19 protein-coding genes, 1 tRNA gene and 1 rRNA gene are annotated in these 23,467 nt (G+C 40.7%); 5 read left to right on the forward strand and 16 right to left on the reverse strand.

What is annotated here, in order from left to right; translation table 11 throughout:
- Nucleotides 1-11: 11 nt before the first annotated feature.
- From clpX to tig, 3 genes are all read right to left on the reverse strand, one after another.
- On the reverse strand, nucleotides 12-1,250 hold the full coding sequence (gene clpX, locus HMPREF9969_RS03380) for an ATP-dependent Clp protease ATP-binding subunit ClpX (protein WP_009434463.1): 1,239 nt from the start codon (nucleotides 1,248-1,250) through the stop codon (nucleotides 12-14).
- Between the two features lie 11 nt (nucleotides 1,251-1,261).
- Complete coding sequence (gene clpP, locus HMPREF9969_RS03385) at nucleotides 1,262-1,975, reverse strand: ATP-dependent Clp endopeptidase proteolytic subunit ClpP (RefSeq protein ID WP_009434475.1); 714 nt, start codon at nucleotides 1,973-1,975, stop codon at nucleotides 1,262-1,264.
- Between the two features lie 175 nt (nucleotides 1,976-2,150).
- A complete protein-coding gene (tig, locus tag HMPREF9969_RS03390) occupies nucleotides 2,151-3,515 on the reverse strand; it encodes a trigger factor (RefSeq protein WP_009434478.1) in 1,365 nt (454 codons plus the stop codon).
- A 488-nt stretch (nucleotides 3,516-4,003) separates the two neighbouring features.
- Here tig and HMPREF9969_RS03395 point away from each other — a divergent pair, with 488 nt between their 5' ends.
- Together HMPREF9969_RS03395 and HMPREF9969_RS03400 are read left to right on the forward strand one after the other, a co-directional pair.
- Nucleotides 4,004-6,967: a SusC/RagA family TonB-linked outer membrane protein gene (locus tag HMPREF9969_RS03395; RefSeq protein ID WP_009434472.1), complete on the forward strand. Its 2,964-nt coding sequence runs from the start codon at nucleotides 4,004-4,006 to the stop codon at nucleotides 6,965-6,967.
- A gap of 12 nt (nucleotides 6,968-6,979) precedes the next feature.
- Nucleotides 6,980-8,614 (forward strand): RagB/SusD family nutrient uptake outer membrane protein, encoded by a 1,635-nt coding sequence (locus tag HMPREF9969_RS03400; RefSeq protein WP_009434468.1) that lies wholly within the window; start codon nucleotides 6,980-6,982, stop codon nucleotides 8,612-8,614.
- A 135-nt stretch (nucleotides 8,615-8,749) separates the two neighbouring features.
- Here HMPREF9969_RS03400 and HMPREF9969_RS13270 read toward each other — a convergent pair whose 3' ends face one another.
- From HMPREF9969_RS13270 to HMPREF9969_RS03415, 4 genes are all read right to left on the reverse strand, one after another.
- Nucleotides 8,750-8,878 (reverse strand): hypothetical protein, encoded by a 129-nt coding sequence (locus HMPREF9969_RS13270; protein WP_255346211.1) that lies wholly within the window; start codon nucleotides 8,876-8,878, stop codon nucleotides 8,750-8,752.
- A 251-nt stretch (nucleotides 8,879-9,129) separates the two neighbouring features.
- Nucleotides 9,130-9,218, reverse strand: a tRNA-Ser gene (locus HMPREF9969_RS03405).
- A gap of 132 nt (nucleotides 9,219-9,350) precedes the next feature.
- A complete protein-coding gene (gene lptB / locus HMPREF9969_RS03410) occupies nucleotides 9,351-10,178 on the reverse strand; it encodes an LPS export ABC transporter ATP-binding protein (RefSeq protein WP_009434464.1) in 828 nt (275 codons plus the stop codon).
- Nucleotides 10,179-10,326: 148 nt separating this feature from the next.
- A complete protein-coding gene (locus HMPREF9969_RS03415) occupies nucleotides 10,327-11,667 on the reverse strand; it encodes a hypothetical protein (RefSeq protein ID WP_009434453.1) in 1,341 nt (446 codons plus the stop codon).
- A gap of 385 nt (nucleotides 11,668-12,052) precedes the next feature.
- Here HMPREF9969_RS03415 and HMPREF9969_RS03420 point away from each other — a divergent pair, with 385 nt between their 5' ends.
- Entirely contained in the window at nucleotides 12,053-12,799 is a 747-nt protein-coding gene (locus HMPREF9969_RS03420) for an MlaE family ABC transporter permease (RefSeq protein ID WP_004381600.1), read from the forward strand.
- A 181-nt stretch (nucleotides 12,800-12,980) separates the two neighbouring features.
- Nucleotides 12,981-13,745: an ABC transporter ATP-binding protein gene (locus HMPREF9969_RS03425; RefSeq protein ID WP_009434461.1), complete on the forward strand. Its 765-nt coding sequence runs from the start codon at nucleotides 12,981-12,983 to the stop codon at nucleotides 13,743-13,745.
- 675 nt (nucleotides 13,746-14,420) lie between these two features.
- Here the strand turns inward: HMPREF9969_RS03425 and HMPREF9969_RS03430 are convergent.
- The 8 genes from HMPREF9969_RS03430 to HMPREF9969_RS03465 form a co-directional block, all read right to left on the reverse strand.
- Nucleotides 14,421-14,831, reverse strand: a complete 411-nt coding sequence (locus tag HMPREF9969_RS03430) for a hypothetical protein (protein WP_009434477.1) — start codon at nucleotides 14,829-14,831, stop codon at nucleotides 14,421-14,423.
- A 13-nt stretch (nucleotides 14,832-14,844) separates the two neighbouring features.
- Nucleotides 14,845-16,158 carry a ribosome biogenesis GTPase Der gene (gene der / locus HMPREF9969_RS03435; protein ID WP_009434470.1) on the reverse strand — a complete coding sequence of 438 codons (1,314 nt, stop codon included), beginning with the start codon at nucleotides 16,156-16,158 and terminating at the stop codon, nucleotides 14,845-14,847.
- Between the two features lie 303 nt (nucleotides 16,159-16,461).
- Nucleotides 16,462-17,343, reverse strand: a complete 882-nt coding sequence (gene era / locus HMPREF9969_RS03440; RefSeq protein WP_009434465.1) for a GTPase Era — start codon at nucleotides 17,341-17,343, stop codon at nucleotides 16,462-16,464.
- A 186-nt stretch (nucleotides 17,344-17,529) separates the two neighbouring features.
- Nucleotides 17,530-18,549 carry a beta-ketoacyl-ACP synthase III gene (locus HMPREF9969_RS03445; RefSeq protein WP_009434469.1) on the reverse strand — a complete coding sequence of 340 codons (1,020 nt, stop codon included), beginning with the start codon at nucleotides 18,547-18,549 and terminating at the stop codon, nucleotides 17,530-17,532.
- A 2-nt stretch (nucleotides 18,550-18,551) separates the two neighbouring features.
- Nucleotides 18,552-18,737: a 50S ribosomal protein L32 gene (gene rpmF / locus HMPREF9969_RS03450; protein WP_004382259.1), complete on the reverse strand. Its 186-nt coding sequence runs from the start codon at nucleotides 18,735-18,737 to the stop codon at nucleotides 18,552-18,554.
- Between the two features lie 22 nt (nucleotides 18,738-18,759).
- Nucleotides 18,760-19,281, reverse strand: coding sequence for a YceD family protein (locus HMPREF9969_RS03455; protein WP_009434456.1), 522 nt, complete (start codon nucleotides 19,279-19,281; stop codon nucleotides 18,760-18,762).
- Between the two features lie 169 nt (nucleotides 19,282-19,450).
- On the reverse strand, nucleotides 19,451-20,617 hold the full coding sequence (locus tag HMPREF9969_RS03460) for a sensor histidine kinase (RefSeq protein ID WP_009434458.1): 1,167 nt from the start codon (nucleotides 20,615-20,617) through the stop codon (nucleotides 19,451-19,453).
- Between the two features lie 192 nt (nucleotides 20,618-20,809).
- On the reverse strand, nucleotides 20,810-21,931 hold the full coding sequence (locus HMPREF9969_RS03465; RefSeq protein WP_009434473.1) for a hypothetical protein: 1,122 nt from the start codon (nucleotides 21,929-21,931) through the stop codon (nucleotides 20,810-20,812).
- A gap of 776 nt (nucleotides 21,932-22,707) precedes the next feature.
- Here HMPREF9969_RS03465 and HMPREF9969_RS12480 point away from each other — a divergent pair.
- Nucleotides 22,708-22,932: a hypothetical protein gene (locus tag HMPREF9969_RS12480; protein WP_156787937.1), complete on the forward strand. Its 225-nt coding sequence runs from the start codon at nucleotides 22,708-22,710 to the stop codon at nucleotides 22,930-22,932.
- A gap of 96 nt (nucleotides 22,933-23,028) precedes the next feature.
- Here the strand turns inward: HMPREF9969_RS12480 and rrf are convergent.
- A 5S ribosomal RNA gene (gene rrf / locus HMPREF9969_RS03470) occupies nucleotides 23,029-23,141 on the reverse strand.
- Nucleotides 23,142-23,467: the final 326 nt, after the last annotated feature.

Genomic DNA, 23,467 nt, shown 5'->3' on the forward strand with positions numbered 1-23,467 from the left:
ATACATATATGTTATGAGGCTGAACCCGATTGTTGGATATGAGCCTTATCGAGCTGTTGACGAACATATTGTTCCGTCACCTCAAATTCTTTTACGTCTCTTGATGGGACTTCAAACATAGCATCCATCATTACAGACTCTACGATTGAACGTAGTCCACGGGCTCCTAACTTATATTCAACAGCCTTGTCTACAATACTATCAAGAGCTGCTTCTGTGAAAGTGAGCTTTATATCGTCCATTTCAAACAGCTTGATATACTGCTTAACAATAGAATTCTTTGGTTCAATAAGGATGTTGCGCAAAGCTTCTCGATCGAGTGGACTAAGATAGGTAAGCACTGGCAAACGACCAATTATCTCTGGTATAAGACCAAAGGACTTCAAGTCTTGTGGTAAAACATACTTCATTAAGTCCTTTTTATCTATCTTTGCAACATTCTGAACAGAGTTATAACCAATCACATGTGTATTGAGTCGCTGTGCAATCTTACGTTCAATGCCATCGAAAGCACCACCACAAATAAATAAGATATTGCGGGTATCCACATGGATATAGTCCTGATCAGGATGCTTACGACCACCCTTTGGTGGGACGTTAACCATAGTTCCTTCCAATAACTTCAGCAATCCTTGCTGAACACCCTCACCACTTACATCACGTGTAATACTTGGGTTATCACTCTTACGGGCAATTTTATCAATCTCATCGATAAATACTATACCACGTTCAGCGGCTGCTACATCGAAGTTAGCTACCTGTAACAAGCGTGAGAGAATACTCTCCACATCCTCACCAACATAACCTGCTTCGGTGAATACTGTTGCATCGACAATGGTGAAAGGAACATCGAGAAGTTTCGCAATAGTACGTGCCAATAAGGTCTTACCAGTACCAGTTGAACCCACCATAATGATGTTGCTCTTCTCTATTTCTACACCATCTTCGTTCTTCGGTTGCTGAAGTCGCTTGTAATGGTTATACACTGCAACTGAAAGATAGCGTTTAGCTTCATCCTGTCCAATGATATATTCGTCAAGATACTGCTTAATTTCTTTGGGCTTAGGAACCTCCTTTACCTTAAAAGCAACACTACCAGTATTCTCATCATCAGCCAATGCGCCTGTCTGTGTAACTATCTTGTAAGCCTGCTGTGCACAATCTTCACAGATATAACCATCCAACCCTGTGATGAGAAGCTTTACTTCCTTCTCACTGCGACCACAAAAACTACATTTCTTCTGGGGCATTATTTACTCCTTTACTTATTTGATTCTGTATTGTCATCAGACGTATTGAGGACATTATTGGAAGACTTCTTAACAAGGACATCATCTATCATTCCATATGCTTTAGCCTCTTCTGCGTTCATCCAATAGTTACGATCACTATCATTCCAAACCTTCTCGAAGCTCTGATGGGAATGATCACTAATGATAGTATAAAGCTCTTTCTTGAACTTCATAATCTCTTTTGCCTCTATCTCAATATCGGATGCCTGACCTTGTACCCCACCCAATGGTTGATGAATCATAACACGACTATGCTTTAGTGCAGATCGCTTCCCTTCTTTTCCTGCAACCAATAATACTGCTGCCATAGATGCAGCCATACCAGTACAGAGGGTTGCGACATCACTAGAAATAAATTGCATGGTATCATAGATACCCAAGCCCGCTGTTACGCTTCCACCTGGTGAATTGATATAAATAGAGATGTCTTTACCAGGGTCAACAGAGTCCAAGTAAAGAAGTTGAGCTTGTATTGTATTAGCAGTATAATCATCTACTTGTGTACCAAGAAAGATGATACGCTCCATCATCAAGCGTGAGAAAACATCCATTTGGGTAACATTCAACTGACGTTCCTCAAGTATATAAGGGTTTAAGTATTGTGCTTGTGCCTTAACAACATCGTCTAGCACCATACCATTCATCCCTAGGTGTCCTGTGGCAAATCGCCTAAAATCATTCATTGTAATCCTTTCTTATATAATAATGTGACAAAAATAGAGGTTATCGACCTCCCTTATTATTGCCATATTCACAAAGAGTATGCCATAAAATAGGCATCTTCTCGCTTACTATAAGCAAAGATAAGGAAAAAAACCGATAACCTCTATATATAAAAGAAGATTTTTCTTAAAATTATTACTCGCTTACAAGTTTGTTGAACTCATCAAGAGTTACAGTCTTAGTATTTAGCTTCACTACCTTCTTAATAGCGGCAGCGAGCTTACGATCCAATGCTGCTTCTACGAAAGAATCGATGTTCTCGCGCTTCTTTAACATCTCATCAGCATAACCGTTCAAGTAGTCCTCTGGAACATTAGTCATACCATATTGAGCGAACTGCGCACGTGCCATCTGGCGTGCACTCTCACGTACATCATTATCATCGACCTTAATATCATTAGCTTGTGCTAGCTGTTCCTTGATTAAGTGCCATGTGAGTTCTTTGACGCTCTGCTCATAGTTCTTCTCTACAAACTCTTCACCCTTATCCTGGTTGTTAGCCAACATAATGCGCTTCAAGAGAGCATCTGGGAAAGTAAGATCGCCCACTTTCTTCTCACAATAAGCACGGAGATCCTGAACGAACTTATAGTCAGAATCACCCTTCAACTGCTCTTTCAAACCATCAGCGATAGCCTTGCGGAATGCAGCCTCATCCTTTATCTCGGTATCTTCACCATATACGCTTTTCCATAACTCAGCATTATTCTCGGCCTTTACGAAGCGTGAGATTTCAGTGATCTGATACGAGAAGTTACCCTTATGTTCAGCAACGTCTTCCTTCTTGATCTTCAATAGAGAAGATACCTCGATATCGTTATCTGGGTAAGCTGCAGTAGGATTGAAAGTGATAATATCACCAACCTTTGCACCATCAAAGAGTTTCTTTTGATCCTCAACCTTTATATATTGTGGCATCAAAGAAGCACCCTCTACAGTAATACCACCTTCAAGAGTATTACCATTCTCATCCAACTCACGAAGATCACCCTTCAACAAGTCACGCTGTTCTGGATCGAAAGTCTCTGCCTTATCATAGTGACCTGCACGGCTCTGGAACATCTCAACTTGCTGATCAATCAACTTGTCATCAACCTCAATCTCATAGAAGTCAATCTTGTTCTTACCATTTAATTCGATCTTAAACTCTGGTGCAACAGCAATATCAAACTTAAACTCATAAGGTGCAGGTTGCTCCAACTCTACAGGCTTTTGAGCCTCTGATGACATTGGCTGACCCAACATCTGAATCTTATTATCAGTAATATATTTCTGTAGATTCTCGCCTAGGATCTTATTGATAACATCCATCTTCACCTGTGGACCATACTGACGTTTAATCATGCCCATTGGTACTTGCCCCTGGCGGAAACCTGGTACATTAGCACGCTTACGATAATCCTTGAGGGTCTTCTCAACCTCATTCTTGTAGTCAGACTCTTCTACTGTAATGGTCATCAAACCATTTACTTTGTCTGGATTTTCAAATGAAATCTTCATCTTGATATTATTGAATTTATGTTTAATTATTATTTATCAAATGTTTACATACACGCTAAGAGTATTGCACTTCATAGGGTATTTGGTGTGCAAAGATACTTAATTTTTCGCACAACCTTATCATATATAGAGGGAAATTTGTTTTTTTAACCTAGGTAGTAATGGTTAAAAACGAGATTATCAGCACTCTTCAAAACTCAAATCCCGACCCTTTTCCTCCAGAGAAGGGATCATTTAAGAACCCAATTAGCAAGAGTTCTTATAACTATCAGGCTGCCTTTTTCTATTATTAAATGTTAATTTTAGTATTAAAGTAAGATTCTTTTCACAAAAAGAATTATATTTGTAACAAATAATACAATAAACCTAAACAGACATAAATACTAACCGACCTAAACGAACAAGAAACCTAAATCAAGTTTACCAGGTCGATATTATTCATCTAAGACACAATACTTAATATGAAACAGCAATTTAGGAAGCTGGGGATGTTTGCAGTTGCAGCTGCCATTTCTACAGGATCTGCCTATGCAGGAAAGTCTGCTATGCAACCTATGACAAGTTTGCCTGTCATGCAACAGGACAATAACACTTGCACAGGACAGGTTATCGATGCTAATGGTGACCCTATCGTCGGAGCAACAATCATGGCAAAAGGAACTACACATGGTACTATTACCGATCTTGATGGTAAGTTTTCTCTATCTAACGTAAAGGCTGGTACAATCATTATTGTCAGCTATGTTGGTTATGAAAAGAACGAGATTATATGGAGAGGAGGCTCACTTAACGTTACCTTAAAAGAAGGTACACAAACCATGGATCAGGTTGTTGTCATTGGTTATGGTAGTGTTCGCAAAGCCGATTTGGCTGGTTCTGTAGCGGTAATGAACGACAAAGCCTTCAGAGATCAGCCTATTAAGAACGTTAGTGAAGCCTTCCAAGGACGTGTAACAGGTGTTAATGTTGTCCAAAGTGGCGTACCTGGTGGTGGCGTAAAGATCCGCGTGCGTGGTACGAGTTCTATCCATCGTAACAACGACCCACTATATGTTGTTGATGGTATTGTACGTGAGAATGGACTCGACGGTATCAATACTGAAGATATCCAAAGCATACAAGTTTTGAAGGATGCATCGTCTACTGCCATCTATGGTAGCCGTGGCTCAAATGGCGTTGTACTCGTTCAGACCAAGCAAGGAAAACAAGGTCAACAGAGTATCATGTTTGATGCTAGCCTCGGAATTGCCAACGCTTACAACATGCCTAAGGTGATGAACACAAAGCAATATGCACAGGCTTTACTTGATGGAGGTAAGATTACAAACCAAGCAGAGCTACAACCTTACCTCGATGGTACGAAGCCTGGTATTGATTGGATGGATAAGATTCTCCGCACAGGAACTATTCAGAACTATAAACTTACGATATCTAAAGGTAATGCCGACACCCAATACTACATGAGTGGCAGCTACCTAAAGAACAAAGGTATCGTGGAGAATACTCAATTTGAACGTTATCAAGCTAAACTCAACATTCACTCTCGCCTTTATAAATGGTTTGAATTCACAGGAGACCTAGATTACAGCCATGGAAAGAGTACAGGAGGTGGTTTTGATATGTCGCAATATAATCCACTATGGATTGCTGAAAACTACTCTCCAACCATGGAGATGTATGACCAGAAAGGCAATTTTATGAAGGATCCTTATAACTCAATTCAAGCCAATCCTTATGGTATTTTGATTGCAAATGCTAGTCAATTTCGCACAGATATACTCACTGGTCATGCAGACTTAAAGTTCCATATTCTTCCAGGACTTACCTTTACCAGTACCAACGGATTTGATTACTTTGATGGCAAAGGCTATAGTTTTTCAACCACAAGGGTACTTCCTAAGAGTAGTATGGGCAACAATGATCATCAACGAACCACTTTACAAACCACCAATAACCTTACTTATACAGGCGCATGGGACAAGCATAACCTCACAGCAACAGGTGTATTCGAGGCTACACAGAGTACCACTCGTATGATGGGGCTCAATGGTACTAACCTTCAAACTGAATCCGTTGGATGGTGGGATTATAACAATGCAACTAACCGAGGTGGTTCAAACGATTACAGCAAGTGGGGACTTCTCTCATGGGTAGGTCGTGTAATGTACAATTACGATAACCGTTACATGCTAACAGGAACGTTCCGTGCCGATGGTAGTTCACGTTTCTCAAAGAAAAAGTGGGGTTATTTTCCATCTATCGCTGCGGCTTGGACCATCAGTAATGAGAAATTCATGAAACCAATCACATGGATTAGTAACATGAAAATCCGTGCTAGTTATGGTCTTATCGGTAACCAAGGAGTACCCGTATATGCAACTTTAGGCACCATGACTGCTACTAACTTTGACTTCGGAACATCAACTACTTACACAGGCTACTGGGCTAAAAACATCGCAACCCCAGACCTAACATGGGAGAAGTCGAAACAGTTTGACATTGGATTAGATGTTAGCTTCCTCAATAACAGGCTGGAGTTGAGCATTGACTACTTCAATAAGAAGACCTCCGATGCCTTATTAAAGAAGTCACGTACATACTATCTCGGTGGTACACAATACTGGGTTAATGCTGGTGAAATTACCAACAAAGGTCTTGATATTGCACTTACAGCACGCATCATAGATACTCCAGAACTTTCATGGACATCTACTATCAATGGTTCTTATCTAAAGAATAAAGTCGTAAAGTTGACATCACAAGATCCAATTCTCTATGGTAGCTCACCTTCTCCAGGCACAGTTGAACCTTCAACTATCATTAAGGAAGGGCAACCTATCGGTACATTCTATGGTTACAAGTGGGCAGGTCTAAACGCAAATGGTCTCGATAGCTATTATGCAGCCGATGGGAGCATCACTACAAGTCCCCAAAGTGCAGACCGACAGATACTCGGTTGCGCTAATCCAGACTTCACAATGGGTTGGAACAACTCAATTACTTATAAGAATTGGGAGTTCAATGCCTTCTTCAATAGTGCCTTTGGAGCACAACGATTGAACCTTGTTCGCTTCGCAATGAACTCCATGGTAGGTGCTTCAAAGTTTGTTACTGCAGCCGATTACATCAGTGAGATTGGTAAGACAATGCCTGCTCTTAATGCTGTAGGGAACAATAACCTTGGCAACTCAAGTAAGTGGATTGAGAATGCAGATTACTTCCGCTGTGAGAACATAAGCATAGCATACAATATTGCTCGCAAGCACACTCACTTTGCTGATATACGCTTAGCATTGAGCATACAAAACCTCTTTACGATCACAGGCTACAAGGGTGCTGACCCTGCAGGTATGTCTTTTTCTAACAACAACGTCGACATGGACAATGGTATTGATATGGGCACATATCCTAATCCACGCACCTTTACATTCGACATTCGCTTTAACTTCTAACAAAATAACGATATGAAAAGAAATATATTCTATGGCTGTATGCTCCTTGCTTCAGCCCTTACGCTACAAGCATGTAGTGATATTCTAGACGAAGACCCAAAAGGTAAGCATACCCCTGGTAATTTCTTCGCTTCACAAAACGACCTTGATGAAAGTCTGTATGCCCTCTATGAGCAGGTGAATCATACTCAAAACTACACCAATCCAGGCTATCCTCAATGGCAAGGTGACGATATTACGGCTAATCCAGGCTCTAATAAGCAGGCTTGTGCAGAGATAGATAAGTTCCAAGTGTCCGATAACAACAAGGGGGTAAGGGATGCTTGGAGACTGCATTATAATCTCATTCAGGCAGCTAACTACATCATTGACAATGCAGAGAAGACGCCTGTTGCTAAAGAGAACATCGACCTTGCCATCGCCCAAGCACGTTTCTGGCGTGCATACGCATACTATTATCTTGTGCGTGTGTTCGGCCCTCTTCCCATCAATCTACACAATGAAGATGACAACGGAACAACTAAGTTAACTGATGTTCAGGGCGTCTATGACCTCATCGTATCGGATCTAGAGGCTGTTGATGCTGTCAATCTGCCAACACATTACACATCAGCTCCAGCCCAACTCTTCGGTGTTGACGTCTATGTAACACAACAGGCAGTGAAGTCAACACTAGCTGCAGTCTACATGTCAATGGCTGGTTATCCTCTAAACAAGGGTCAGGAATATTATGCGAAGGCTGCAGAAAAGGCAAAGGAGGTTATCGATGGTGTGAACAGTGGCAAGTATAACGCTACTATGGATGCTGATTGGCGTAACGTCTATTCGTATGGTAACAACTACAACAAGGAGACTATCCTTGGAATCAACTTCTCCCCAACAAAGAATTGGTCAACTGATTCAGAGTTCTCAAGCTGTTGTTTCTTTGAAAGTCTCGGTGGATGGGGCGATGCATGGGGTGAGATTAAGTTCTGGAAAGACTTCCCTGATGGTCCACGTAAGCGTGCCGTCTATGATCCACAAATACGTTTAAAGGATGGAACGCTCGTTGATTGGTGGGCACTTGATGGTAGCGGTAAGCCTATTGTGGCAGAGCGTCACCCAATGTTCTCCATCTTTACCATCAATGCAGATGATAATGGCAAGGAGATTAAAGCACCTTACGACTACACCAAGAAGCCTTACAAGGGTATGTGTACCGACACTCGCCATCAACTCATACGCTATCCAGAGGTATTACTATGGTATGCAGAGAGTGCAGCACGCAGTGGTGGCAACCTCGCACTGGCTAAGGAATGTTTGAAGAAAGTGCGTGCTCGCGCTGTTGATGGGGCTGCGGCAACAATCGTTGATGGTGTTGCTATTGATGCTATGACCCCTAACCAACTTGCTGAAGCTGCCTTCAAAGAGCATGGATGGGAAGTTGCTGGTAACTGGGTTGCCCTTGCTACACGCCGAAGTGATGAGTTGCGTATGAACATTCTACGTAATAACTTCGAGTATCGCAAGGCTAACGCACCACTCACAGTAGCCGCTGGGTTCGTTGCAACAGAGAGTGTTCCAGTCACAGGAACATGGAATGATAACATGAACTACTTGCCTTATCCAGGTACAGAAGTTGAGAAAAATCCAAACTTGAAGCGATAAGTTATTCATTTATTAAACCTATCCTGCTCACCTATTGCTTACTCTTCAAAAGAGTTTGCGATAGGTGGGCTTTCCATATTATAGTGATTATAACTACTCAAAGCAATGAGTGAAACACATTGTCACTACTATAACTTAATAAGAGTAATCCCCCTGATTATCTGCTTCGAAAGTATATCTTACCAAGGCAGATACCATAACAACCCTACCAAAGAGACTTGTACTGAGATAAGTAAATACACCCAATGGTTTCAGTACTACCATTGTCTTAACGAAACGAATCTAGAGTTTGTTTCACAAGAAACGCCTCTCTCCATTCGAGAAAGGCGTTTCTTCATATCAAAGAGGGCATTTCTTTGTATCAAAGAAACGTCCCCTTTGTTCTTGACTAATACTATTCTATCCTCTATTCATTTGGAAGAAGGGAGAGAAGAAGGTTTTAATAAAAGAAAACGTAACCATATCCTGCGATACACATAAGATATGATTACGTTACTCTTTACCGAATAGCTTTGCGGAAGTAGAGGGATTCAAACCCCCGATACACCTATGGGCGTATACCGGATTTCGAGTCCAGCGCATTCGGTCACTCTGCCATACTTCCTTACTAAATGCAGTGCAAAAGTAAGCATTTATGATGTAAACAACAAATTATCAAAGGGTGAATTTCGCTCTAACTGATAATTAATAAAACAATGATGTACGCTCTAATCTAATGTTCAACTCCTATTGTCTATTATAGTTCAACACCCTCTTGCTGTGCTCGCTTACGCTGGTCTAACAGCTGGAAGTCCTTCTTTTGTAGCACGAAGTCTGTACCCAGATACTTCTCCTTAACAATCTTATTGGCGGCTAACTCTTCTGGCGTCCCTTTGAAAAGGATGCGTCCTTCAAACAAGAGATAAGCTCGATCGGTGATATTCAATGTCTCGTGCACATTGTGGTCGGTGATGAGAATACCGATATTACGGAACTTCAATCGCCAAACAATATGCTGAATATCCTCAACAGCGATAGGATCTACACCAGCGAAAGGCTCATCTAGCATGATAAACTTTGGATCAATAGCCAGACAACGAGCAATCTCACAGCGACGACGCTCACCTCCAGAAAGACGGTCACCAAGGTTTTTACGCACCTTCTCGAGGCGGAACTCACGGATAAGACTTTCCATTTTATCAATGCGTTCCTGCTTATTTAACTTCGTCATCTCTAATACACTCATGATGTTGTCTTCGACACTCATCTTGCGAAAGACACTTGCTTCCTGTGGAAGATAGCCTATACCCGCACGCGCACGCTTATAGACAGGATAATTAGTAATCTCTTGGTCGTCAATATAAACATGACCTTCGTTAGGAACAACAAGTCCTGTTGTCATATAGAAAGATGTTGTTTTTCCTGCACCATTCGGTCCGAGCAACCCGACAATCTCCCCTTGTCGCACACTAATACTCACACCATTTGCCACAGTACGCTTTCCGTACCGCTTTACCAACTTGTCCGTATGCAGGATACTCCCTTCTTCTTCTGGACGCACAACTATATTATCTGTCTCTGACATAGCTATTCTTTTCTTTCGAGTTTGCTGTTATCTTGCCTCTCCTTATAGTTTGCAAATGTAGCAAAATATTAATAAAACAACAAACAACAAGGCTATATAGCACCTTGTTGTTTGTGTTTTTTAAGAGACAAAGAGTCACATCTGAGTATTACTTAACTAGTTTCAGAACCTCACCAGACGCTGAACGAACAATATAAACACCATGTTTCAATTCTATATTTGATGGTGTTCTTCCAGTCCAAATAGTCTTTCCATTCACATCAAAAACCATAACCTGTTGTGGTGTGGCTGTCTCTATACGACAACCATCATTGGTCTTTATCACATGTAAAGCCGCATCCGAAGCCGTAACAGAAGTGATACCATCAGGGATGGCTTTGAGTTTTATCATATAAGTCCCAAGTGTATTGCTGCTCTTCTTACCGATACCAGGGAAACCAGGGTTCGACATCTTGCAATAAACACGCACAACATCATCCTCTGACAAAGACTTATCAAAAGTAAATACACCAAGTATATTGGTCAACTTGTTAGCAGGAACAGGCTCATAAGCAGCCGTTTCATTACGTTTATACATCCATGTGAACTCCGTCCGTTCGGCTGCTGTTGAGATGCCACGAGCAGACAGAAGGTAAGAAAGGTCTACTGTTAACCCGTTTACTTTATCTTGAGGAACAAGGTAAGCAGTCTGTCCACTGTATCGGAAGTTCTCGATTGGAGAATCCTGAATATAGCGGTCGGGGATTTGATCAAAAGCTAGTGCATTTCCTCGAACATCAAGCATTTGCAATTTACGAAGCGCCTTCGCTCCATTAATCTCACGAAGAACTTTCTTAGGATTAGCGAATACAAGGGTCTCTAAGTTAAGGTTATTGCTTACATCGAGCTTGCTAATAGACGCCCCCGTAACCCCTAACTGCTTTAGATTCTTTGCGTCTTGATTATTCAATTGGCGCAATGATCCTTGTCCAAGAAGGGTTGGAGATGTCTGCACCGACACAAGGTTATCACTCTTAGGAAGTACAATCTCACCAACACCACTAGCACTCAAGGTCAATACTTCAAGGTTAGGACATAAAGATACATCCACCTTATCGTGCGCAGTAAGGTCTACATAATCAACATTCAAATCACGAAGAGTATTTGACTTCACCTCTACCACACCATTTACTTCACGCCTCTGTACAATGCGCAAAGTCATTAGTTTGTCGGCAGCAATAGTAAAGGTACGCTCGGAAGTAGAAGGGGTTACGAATTGGTACTCTACCTTTGTGAAGGTTCCATCAGTATTTGAAGGAAAAGATTTAACGCCTTCATCTGATCCAAAATCACAGACGACGGGAGCATTAGCAAGCGTACGCACTGCAAACGAAACCGAGGCGGTATTAGCCTTCACACTGATTACTACCTTCTCACTAGGAATAGTTTGAGCTCTTGAAATTGTCACACAGCATAAGAATAAAGCTGAAATAAGTAATTGTTTCATCATACACATTTGTTTTAATATAGCGTAAAAGGAACGCTAGTGAGTTATTTAAATAAATAAAGAAAGCAAATAGATGACACTTTGAATATGTGGCAATCATTTTGCAATATTCGTTATTTTATTTGAAATATGCAAACAAAATAGTGCCAAACTGATAGTAAATAAGGGAAATAAATATTGCTCTTATATATATACGAAGCCATTAACACATTGAATAGAGATTATTTATTGTCAGCATACCCCTCCCCTCTTGCCATTCATCAGACATTTTATTCATGCGCTATAATTCGCAAGAACCACACAAGAAAGATTATTAAATAATGTCTTTCCTGCCTATATCTGTGATTATTTGCCTACTTTTGTAGCCACAAAACTAAATAAGAGAATCATGCTTATCATTAAGTGGCTGAATACATTCGGTAATTATCTTATGCTGATGGGACGCTCATTAAGTCGCCCGGAACGCATGAGGATGTTCTTTAAAAGATATCTTAAAGAGATGTCACAACTAGGTGTCGATTCTATAGGAATCGTGTTGCTCATCTCGTTCTTTATAGGAGCTGTGATCTGTATTCAGATAAAACTCAACGTACAAAGTGCTTGGATGCCTCATTGGGTATCTGGTTATGTAACGCGCGAGATTATGCTCTTGGAGTTCTCGAGTAGTATCATGTGTTTGATATTATCGGGTAAGGTAGGCTCAAATATAGCCTCTGAGCTTGGCACCATGCGTGTGACTCAGCAAATAGATGCCCTTGAGATTATGGGAATCAACTCCGCCAGCTATCTGATATTACCAAAGATTCTCGGTTTGATGACCATCATGCCGTTCCTCGTAATATTCTCTGCTGCGACGGGGATCATCGGAGCTTACGCCACAGCCTACTTCGCACATATCATCACACCAGTAGATCTCACCGCTGGATTGCAGCATGATTTCAATCCGTGGTTTATGTGGATGAGTATTATTAAGGGCTTCTTCTTTGCTTTCATCATCTCAAGCGTATCGTCTTACATGGGCTACACCGTGAAGGGCGGAAGTGTCGAAGTGGGCAAAGCATCCACTGATGCTGTTGTCTGCTCTAGCGTTTTGATTCTCTTTAGCGATGTGTTCCTAACGCAGATGTTGAGTTAGAAAAAGACTTCCCACAGCCCTTCCAAGGAAGGGAGTACCTAACGAAAGCTAGTTAGAAACGGCAGGGAAAACTTTTCATATAGTATCATTAAGAATAAGAAAACTAACAATTCTCCCACATCCCACTCTTAGTATATGGGACTCCCCTCCTTTCGGAGGGGCTGGAGGAGGCTCCTCTACTATGATTGAAGTTAAACATCTATTCAAGTCATTCGGTGACAAAGAAGTGCTGAAGGACATTAATACAGTCTTTGAAGATGGTAAGACGAATCTCATCATCGGACAAAGTGGTGCGGGAAAGACCGTGCTCATGCGCTCTCTGACGGGACTCATAGAACCCACAAAGGGCGAAGTCTTATATGACGGGCGCAACTTTGTGAATATGACAAAGAAGGAGAAGATACTCATGAGGCGTGAGATGGGTATGATATTCCAGGGTGCTGCGCTCTTCGACTCGCTCACCGTGCTAGAGAATGTACGCTTCCCACTAGATATGTTCTCGGATATGTCGGCTACTGAACGCGACAAAAGGGCACTAGAATGTCTAGAGAGAGTGAATCTATCAGGCGCAGAACAGAAGTTTCCGGGTGAAATCTCGGGAGGTATGCAGAAGCGTGTTGCCATAGCAAGAGCCATCGTTATGAACCCGAAATACCTCTTCTGTGACGAGCCGAACTCTGGACTCGACCCTAAGACTTCCCTTGTCATTGACGAACTATTGACGAGTATCACTCGAGAGTTTAATATGACGACCATCATCAACACGCATGATATGAACTCGGTGATGGGTATTGGCGAGAATATAGTATTCATTGCAGACGGTAGGAAGGAGTGGCAAGGCGATAAAGATTCTGTCATCTCATCACATAATAAGAAATTGAACGACCTTGTCTTCGCATCGGATCTCTTCAAGAAGGTGAAGAGCATTGAGCTATCCGCAGAGTAAATAGCACTTCATAGGATTATATAGGAGGGCAGCACCTACCCAAAGTTCGCTGGCGGGCATAGCCTTCTAAACGAAGAAATAACATCAATAACCCATCCGAAAGGATAAGCAGGGAAAACGAAATACGCGCGTATTGCCTTTCGTTTTCCCTGTTTTTCGTTTGTCTCCTGGCGTATTTTGCACTAGTCTCTAGCCTATCCGCCATCATTCTCCAGCGTATCTCTTATTGCTTACAAGCCTATCCCACATTGTTTTCTAACGCATTCCGCATTAGTTCCCAGCCTATTCCACATTGTTTTTCTGCGTGTTCTGCATTGTTTTTGAACGTATCTAATCGTATTATCTAAGTGTGATAAAGTTTTATCACGCTTAGATAATTAATTATCAGACTTAGATAATACTTTATCACACTTAGATAATATAAAAACATACGTGTTCCACAAATGCGAGATACGCACGCAAATAATATAAGATACGTATGAATTGAAGACGAAATCAGCATAGGATCGTAAGAACATAGGCGTCTAACGCAGACAAAAAGTGGATGTTGCGGTGTGAAATCTAGGGTAAAATCAGGATGAGGCAAGTGTGTTAGGGAGTCACCTCCCGTATGAAGGAGCATAAAAAAGAGGATATACTTGCCAGTATATCCTCATTTATAAGATAGTAAGACGATTATCTCAGAATCCATTTCCCACGCTCTTTCACCATCGGCACAACCACTTGTTCTGTGGTTTTATCACCATAATGGAAGAGGAGGAATACGCTAGCTGTGTTATCCTTAGCAGAGAAGTTGGATGCACCTAAGGATATAGAATCGATACCATGATGCAGACTATCTTGCTGAGTCACAAACTGCTTAAGATTGAGCAATAGCTGCTTTCTGTAGCCATCAGGCAGGTTATTGGTGCGATTCTCATTATTGAGGAACGCCTCGTAATCGCCTTTTAGGAGTTGCTCATAATAGTCTTTTGCCGCTTTGGCTGCTAGCTTTCCTTGATCAATATCCTGTTTCTTCCCACCGCAAGCTGCTAATAGTAACGTTACAGCAATGAGAAGACATGATGAAACCTGCTTCATTGACATAGACTACTTATCATTACTTTTGACGAATGAATACATTTATGGGGCAACCATGTAGGTTCCAATTCTCACGTAACTTATTCTCTAAGAATCGACGATACTGTTCCTTAACATATTGTGGGAGATTCGCATAGAAGACAAAGGATGGGATTTGCGTGTTCGGCAGTTGTGAACAATACTTTATCTTGATATACTTACCCTTGACTGACTGCGGTGGGGTAGCCTCAATGATAGGCAACATGACCTCATTCAATTTGGTTGTACCTATGTGAGCCTTACGATTCTGATACACCTCCTTAGCGGTCTCTAACACCTTAAAGATGCGCTGCTTGGTGAGAGCTGATGCGAAGATAATTGGGAAGTCAACGAATGGTGCCATACGACTACGGATTGCATTGACGAAGGTGTCGATAACCTTTTGGTTCTTATCTGGCACCAAGTCCCACTTATTGACCACAACAACCAAACTCTTATTATTACGCTGGATCAGTTGGAAGATATTCATGTCTTGCGACTCAATACCACGTGTGGCATCCAACATAAGAATACATACATCGGCATTCTCAATACTTCGGATGGAACGCATTACGCTATAAAACTCTAGGTCTTCCGTTACCTTATTCTTACGACGGATACCCGCAGTATCTACAAGATAGAAGTCGAAACCGAACTTTGTATAGCGTGTATAAATACTATCACGTGTGGTTCCTGCTATCTCTGTCACAATGTTACGATCCTCACCAATGAAGGCATTGATGATACTTGACTTACCTGCATTAGGTCGACCAACGACGGCGAAGCGTGGGATGTCCTGATCGATTGTCTCGTCAGGTGCGTCTTTCAACTTCTCAAGAAGTGTGTCCAGCAAGTCGCCTGTACCGCCACCTGTTGCGGCACTAATACATATAGGATCACCTAGACCGAGCTTGTAAAACTCAGCAGCCTGGTAATATTCGCCGCTATTATCCACCTTATTAGCAACAAGCAATACGGGAAGTTTCGTGCGACGAAGAATCATTGCAACATCTTCATCCCAATCAGTAACACCCGTCTCTGTATCCACTAAGAACAGGACGAGGTCAGCCTCTTCCGTAGCAACGAGTACTTGCTTACGGATTGCATCCTCAAATACATCATCCGATTTAACAACCCATCCGCCCGTATCAACAACGGAAAACTCGCGTCCATTCCACTGACACTTACCATACTGACGATCGCGTGTTGTGCCTGCCGTATCGCTCACAATAGCATGACGAGTTTGAGTCAAACGATTAAAAAGAGTGGACTTACCAACGTTAGGGCGTCCCACAATAGCTACTAAATTTGCCATTAATATTGGTCTTTTCCCTCCTCATAACTCAGCTCTAACACTGATAAATAAATTATGAAAAGGCGCCGGATGTGGTCAGGCATCCGATGAATATTTGCCGAGGATGACCATTCCCCAGCCCTCACATTGTGTGAGAGTGTGCCCTACTAAGCAGTCAGGGCGATTGTCTTCTTATTATCAAGGGGGGCTATTAGCCTAATTGAACCTATTAGCCTAATTGGGTCTATTAGCCTTATTAGACTGATTAGCCCAACAAACTTATCCCCCATCTCTCCCCCTTTCCACAGGAGTTAGAGGGGGCTTTTACTCTGGATTATAACCAAAGTTATTCAATTCCTTCTGAGAGTTACGCCAATCCTTATCAACCTTAACAAAGGTTTCTAGGAATACCTTCTTATCAAAGAAACGCTCGAGACTCTTTCGTGCTTCTGTTGAGACTTTCTTCAGTGCCATACCCTGATGACCGATGATTATACCCTTCTGACTGCTACGTTCCACATAAATGATAGCATTGATATGAATCTGTCGATCGTCTTCCTTAAAACGCTCAACAACAACCTCAACAGAGTAAGGTACCTCCTTATCATAGTAACGGAGTATCTTCTCACGGATAATCTCCGACACAAAGAATCGGGCTGGCTTGTCCGTTAATTGGTCTTTGTCAAAGAACGCAGGACTATCTGGTAACAACTCATGAATACGCTTCATTAAGATGTCTGTACCAAACTTATTCTTTGCAGAGATAGGGAGTATTTCAGCATTCGGGAGTAACTTATGCCACCGCCCCACGAGGTCGCCAAGTTTCTTCTGGTCGCTCTCATCGATCTTGTTAATAAGCAGAATGACAGGGATTGCCATCTTTGAGACTTTCTCCAGGAAGTCCATATTCTTCTCTGGGTCTTCAACAACATCTGTCACATAGAGTAGGATGTCAGCGTCAGCTAAGGCTGATTCAGAAAACTGAAGCATCATCTCCTGCATCTTATAATTAGGCTTCAATACACCTGGCGTATCAGAGAACACAATCTGAGAATCATCCGTATTAACAATACCCATAATGCGGTGACGTGTTGTCTGTGCCTTAAAGGTTGCAATACTAAGTTTCTCACCAACGAGCTGATTCATTAGTGTGCTCTTACCAACGTTCGGGTTGCCAACAATGTTTACGAATCCTGCTTTGTGCATAATTGATATCTACCTCCTTTCTATGGGATAGTTGCGAAATATTTCATTAATATGCAAGGCTTTTAAAAGTAGAGCGTGTATTAGGATTAACGCTCTTCACTCCCTAAGCCCATTAACTCCTAAAAAAAACGCATCAATCTTATAGGAAAAGAAAGATGCGTTTTTATTATATGATAACTTAGAGTCTTATTTCTTAACCGCTGCTGAATTTCCGTCGTATGCCCACTTATAATAAGAAGCACCATTAACGAAACCAGCTCCGAATGCCGTAAAGATGATGTTATCACCTTTCTTTAGCTGTGACTCAAAATCCCAAAGAACGAGAGGCATGCAGGCCGCACTGGTATTACCATATCGCTGGATATTTACCAATACCTTCTCCATTGGAACGCCAATACGCTTTGCGACTGCTTCTATGATTCGTAAGTTAGCTTGATGACAAACAACGTAATCAACGTCATTCTGTGTCAAACCATTACGCTCAAGCAATGATGCACAATCATCACCCATTGCTGTTACAGCATAGCGGAAAACTGTGCGACCTTCTTGATAGGTATAATGCAAACGATGGTCTACCGTAAAACGAGATGAAGGACATACAGAACCGCCTGCCTTAACATGCAAGAAAGGAAGTCCCTTACCATCTGTGCGATGATAAGAATCTATCAAACCGATTCCCTCCTCTTCTGTTCCTTCAACCATAACAGCACCCGCACCATCACCGAAAAGCGGACATGTCGCACGATCACGATAATCAGTAATTGACGACATCTTATCTGCACCAATAACGATAATACGCTTATGGCGACCGCTTTGAATCATGTTGCAGGCTACATCAAATGCATACATGAAACCACAGCAAGCTGCAGCAAAGTCAAATGCGAAAGCATTCTTCAAACCTAACTTTCCTAATACAATTGATGCTGTAGAAGGATGAGGATAATCAGGGGTCGTAGTGGCTACAATAACAGCATCAATGCTGTCTGGATCTGCACCAGTCTTCTTCATCAGAAGCTTAGCAGCCTTTCGAGCCATATAAGAAGTACCAAGTCCCTCCTCAGTCAGGATTCTGCGCTCCTTAATACCAGTACGTGTGGTAATCCACTCATCATTGGTATCAACCATGCGCGACAATTCCTCATTGTTGAGGACATAGTCTGGCACGTAACCTGCGACACCCGTTATGATCGCATTGATTTTACTCATATTTATTCAGCTGTTTCCTTTACGACAGCAACTTTACCACGATAGTAACCACAAGTAGGGCAAACTGTGTGGTAAACATAATAAGCACCACAATTAGGGCATACTGCCAATGTAGGAGCTACTGCCTTATCGTGAGTTCTTCTCTTGAGTGTACGAGTCTTTGACTGTCTTCTTTTTGGATGTGCCATAATTCTTTAAACGTTTAATATATTATTCTTTCAATTTTAATAGAGCTTCCCAGCGCGGATCCATTGGTGTGTCGTCTTCCTCCTGACCACTTCGGGTGGCAGAGTACTCTTCAAGAGTACGTATCATGGCAGGGTTGCATTTTCCAGGTGCATGCACATGCCTGATAGGGATTGCGAGAGCTATGAATTCGTAGAGGTACCATGTAATATCGAGTATTCCTTCGTCCTCGGCCACCATTACAAGGTCTTCCTCTTCTGAGTTTTCTGTTCCTAATTTCACTTCGAGACGTTGTGTTGTCTCTATGGGCTGCTCCATTAAGTCAAGACAGATATCACATGGAACCATTACCACGCCTGTCTCATGGAAGTCCAGGGTAAAGAAATCATTTCCTGTACGCATAATATCCAATAAAACACGCACTTTCCCCTGACTCACTTCAGGAGCTTCAACTGCCTTAAAGTAAGTGTCATCAAGGTCAAACTCAAGGTGATTAGCACCTTCATTAAGACCTTTCAAGTCGATTTTAAGGGTTTCTAAGTCCATAATCGGGTTGCAAAGTTACGAATATTTTTCTGATTATAAGCAAATTATAAGTAAAAAAGTAAACGTAGATAAGAGTAACACCTCATAGAAAGGATATACACTTTATCGCTAATATCTAGCTATAATAGCATTATAGAAGTCACTCGCCTAAATATTAAAAGAGGAAATCCTAATCCTTCTTCAATTCAATTTTAAACGTAGTACCTTTCCCTAACTCCGAGCTTTTCACAAAGATCTTACCATGATGATAATCTTCAACTATGCGTTTAGCAAGACTTAATCCAAGTCCCCAACCACGCTGTTTTGTTGTAAAACCTGGACGGAATACATTCTTAATATTCTTTTTCTTTATACCTTTACCTGTATCAGATATTTCAACAACAACTTTATTCTCAAGTTGTTCAAGATGAAGGACTATTTGTCCACATTCTCCTCCCATCGCATCCACTGCATTCTTACAAAGATTCTCTATAACCCATTCAAATAACGAAGCATTCATTTTTATTATAATGTCTTCGTTAGGTAAATCTGCTATCATCTGTATTTTTTTAGAAGTGCGACGATCCATATAGTCAACAACATGGTATAAGACCTCATTCATACTAGCAGGGACAGGTTCTGGAATAGAACCTATCTTAGAAAAGCGATCTGCAACAAGCTGTAATCTCTGCACGTCCTTATCTAATTCCGGGAGTAATTTATCATTGGGATATGTCTCCTTTAAAATAGCTAACCACGCCATTAAAGAGGATATAGGAGTACCCAACTGATGGGCTGTTTCCTTACTTAAACCTACCCAAACCTTATTCTGTTCCGCTCTTTTAGATGTCAATAATGCGAATATAGCAACAACAACAAAAAGCATTACAACACCTAACTGAATATAAGGATAAATAGCTATTCGTCTCAACATGAGTGATTCATCATAGCAAACTTCTATATAATCATTATGATTATTTGCCAATGGAATCCGAATAACTTGCCCTGCGCCTTTCATCTGTTGTGCTACTTTATTTACATATTTCACACTATCAGATTTATTACTAGCACTAATTTTCACATTTCGATACTCCGTAACCGTACCATCCTTATCAAGAACAACTACAGGTATCGTATTATTCTCATCTAAAACTTTTAATACTAAACCCAAGTCAGCATTATCATCGGCTTCACTCAATGTCCTCATAGCTTCAGCCCAAACCTCCATCTTACTTCTTTCTTGTTGCGCCAAATCACGTATCAAAGAATGTGAGATAAGCAAAGAGGCAACAGCAATAAAAATTGCTGCCAAAACTAATAATATCTTTACCTGCCTGATTCTATCTGTCCATTGCATACTTTAATAACGAGAAGATCTCATAATTATTACTTCCCAAAGCTCATGAAAAAGGATCAAATTGAAACGATAAGATTCAATGAGTATCATTTTCTACTCACCATTTAACCCCAACCAGCAAACTCCGCTTTCAATATCTTTTTCTAAGTAACAAGTTTGGTTATATCTAAATATATTGGATTTATAAGATAACTACTCATCTTCTAAGTTATCACCCGATTTTACCATTGTTTCATACTCATGATAAACTCTCTCACATAACTTCTTATAGTCTGGAAGATTTAAGTAATTATTATCCTCAAGATAAGACCTAAAAGCGCCTTCATAATAAAGCTCATGACCCAATACCGATGTCCAATCTTGTCTGCCTTTAGCGCCTAACTGATAAAGATAATAACTGATATAAGCTACTATTTGAAATCGTTCTTGCTTCGTGAAAGCACTCACCCACTCAGGTTGTTCGTCTTCAGTCATCAACACGAATTGGGATAAATATGACTGAAGAAGATTTCCCCACACAAAATAATGTGCATCATTAACAGGTTGGTTGAGGATAGTTTTCAACAATCCCTCTCGAATCCCAACAGATGAATGTTTCGTATTCTTACAAGCAAAGGTATTTTCAAACATATAGACTTCCTTTTCCTCTTTGTATTTCGATAACATTTCATTCATTACAAGTCTGTTAATATCCTCATTCTTATCGTATCCATAATTATAAAATAAGTTCGTGAGAAACTCTACATCGTGTTTCTTTAACCATTGAAAAGCAATCTTATTCTCGTGAAAGATAAACTCATTCTCATAGAAATAATTATAATCTACGAGATTAAGAACTAATTTCCCATGCCTCACTTTCGCTTTATATAACTTATCAGAGCCTTCATCTGTCACCCCTTTGATACGGACTGCATCTTCAATCACAGGAGACACACTCATAAGATAGTTATACTTTGGAATATAAATAAGGCACTTCCAAAAGTAATTAGGCTGATCAAAGAAGTCACATTGCATACTCTTAGCTTGTAGCATACGCTCTGCATAGTTACCACCCTTAAAGATAAACTTTCTAAACTGCAACTTTCCTAAAGCAGAATTACTCTGGGTTACATCAATATTAAAATACTTCAAGACAGCTTTTCGCGCTGATTCATTGTCAACCGGGCAGAAGCCCCTCTGACGAAGTGCAGCGTTCAGCAATTCAACAGCAACATCAGTATATTCAACTTGATATTTATTCGGAAAAGAGAGAATCCCACCATCTGACACTTTCCTCAAATCCATATAATAAGACCTGATTTGCTTGTCATACATTTGAAGTATATCTTTTGATACTATTAGGGACTTTGGGGTAGTTCTCCTAACCAATACCTCCTGTTTAGGTATACCGCTACTAAACAACATTGCAGCAAGTAATAAAATTAAAGACATACTCGATCTCCATTTCATTGCTTTAAACTCCATAGCTAAATCTAACACTAGGTTTTCCATCTAAAGATACCACTTCTGACTATAGAACAACTTTTGATACAAATGTAAGGATTAACTAGAAATCTTACAAATGTTTACTTACTTCTTTTTCATAAAACGCACGAACCATCTTACGTATAAAGTCTTTCCACAAATAAAATCTATAAATAAAGGCTATAACATATATACAATTCAATTCTAAGCTCTCTAGGAAACTAATATTTCCACCTTTTACAATCTACAAGACACTCAAAAAATTGTCGCAAATTCTTCCTAATTTAATTACAAACAAAAATCAGTATGTCATAGAAATACTTATACTTTTTTCCTATCATAAAGCTCTATGAGCACAAGATTATCAGAGAAAAATCCGCATTAGTAACATTGCCAAAATGTACTAGGCGGAGAACAAAAATATAATTCATACCCTACGAATCATACGCCTATAGCCTATAAGATAATTGTTCCTAGATAAAAGGTACTATCGTTTCTTTTAAAAAGTAGTATCGTTTTAAGCAAAAAGTACTATCGTTTCACTAAAAAACAAGGTACGTTTCACTAAAAACGGAGGTACGTTTTATTAAAAACGGAGGTATGTTTTATTAGAAACGGAGGTACAATTGAAGCAAGTCGATAAAACAATCTTGAAGCTTGTCTATGGTATTTCAGTAAAGTCTCTCCATCTACATTACTTTCTTGCGGATAGTGAACGTTCGTTTGGAGAGGGCTGGGAAGAGGATTGGAGAGAGAAGGTCGAGAATGTCTTTCCATCTACATTACTTTCCTGCGGATGGTGGAGGTTCGTTTGGAGAAGACGGGAGAGAGGATTGGAGATAGGAGGTTGAGGAGTAATAAGGTGATAGAATTGAGAGTGAAGCAACAAAAAAGGGAACAAAAAAAGAGAGCTTCAAAGATTTCTCTTCGAAGCTCTCTCATATTAAAGAAGGCGGCCACCTACTCTCCCGCATTGCATTGCAGTACCATCGGCGCAGACGGGCTTAACTTCTCTGTTCGGAATGGGAAGAGGTGGAACCCCGACGCAATAACCACCTAATATTTTGTTCAGTTGACTACTTCTGAAGTTGACAAGGAGTAGTTATTGCTTCTGTCTTTTGTCTTTTCTTCGTTTCTTATCAGTAGATTTTTCATCATTTTATATTAGTCTCTCCGACGAATAACGCGTTTACTTGTACACTTTTAACTTGTTAACTTGTCTACTCGTAAACTCATCTACTAATCTGTCAACCGTATAAGGTGACGTATTTTCACAAGCAAAGACTCCTATGTTAGAACTGATTACTTCATTTTAAAGATTACACAGCTCAAAGTCTGAGTCACTGGTCTGCACTATCGACTTGGATAGTGCTAGACCCGAAGAAA

The sequence above is a fragment of the Prevotella sp. oral taxon 306 str. F0472 genome (assembly GCF_000257925.1).
In the GTDB taxonomy this organism is placed as follows: Bacteria; Bacteroidota; Bacteroidia; order Bacteroidales; family Bacteroidaceae; genus Prevotella; species Prevotella vespertina.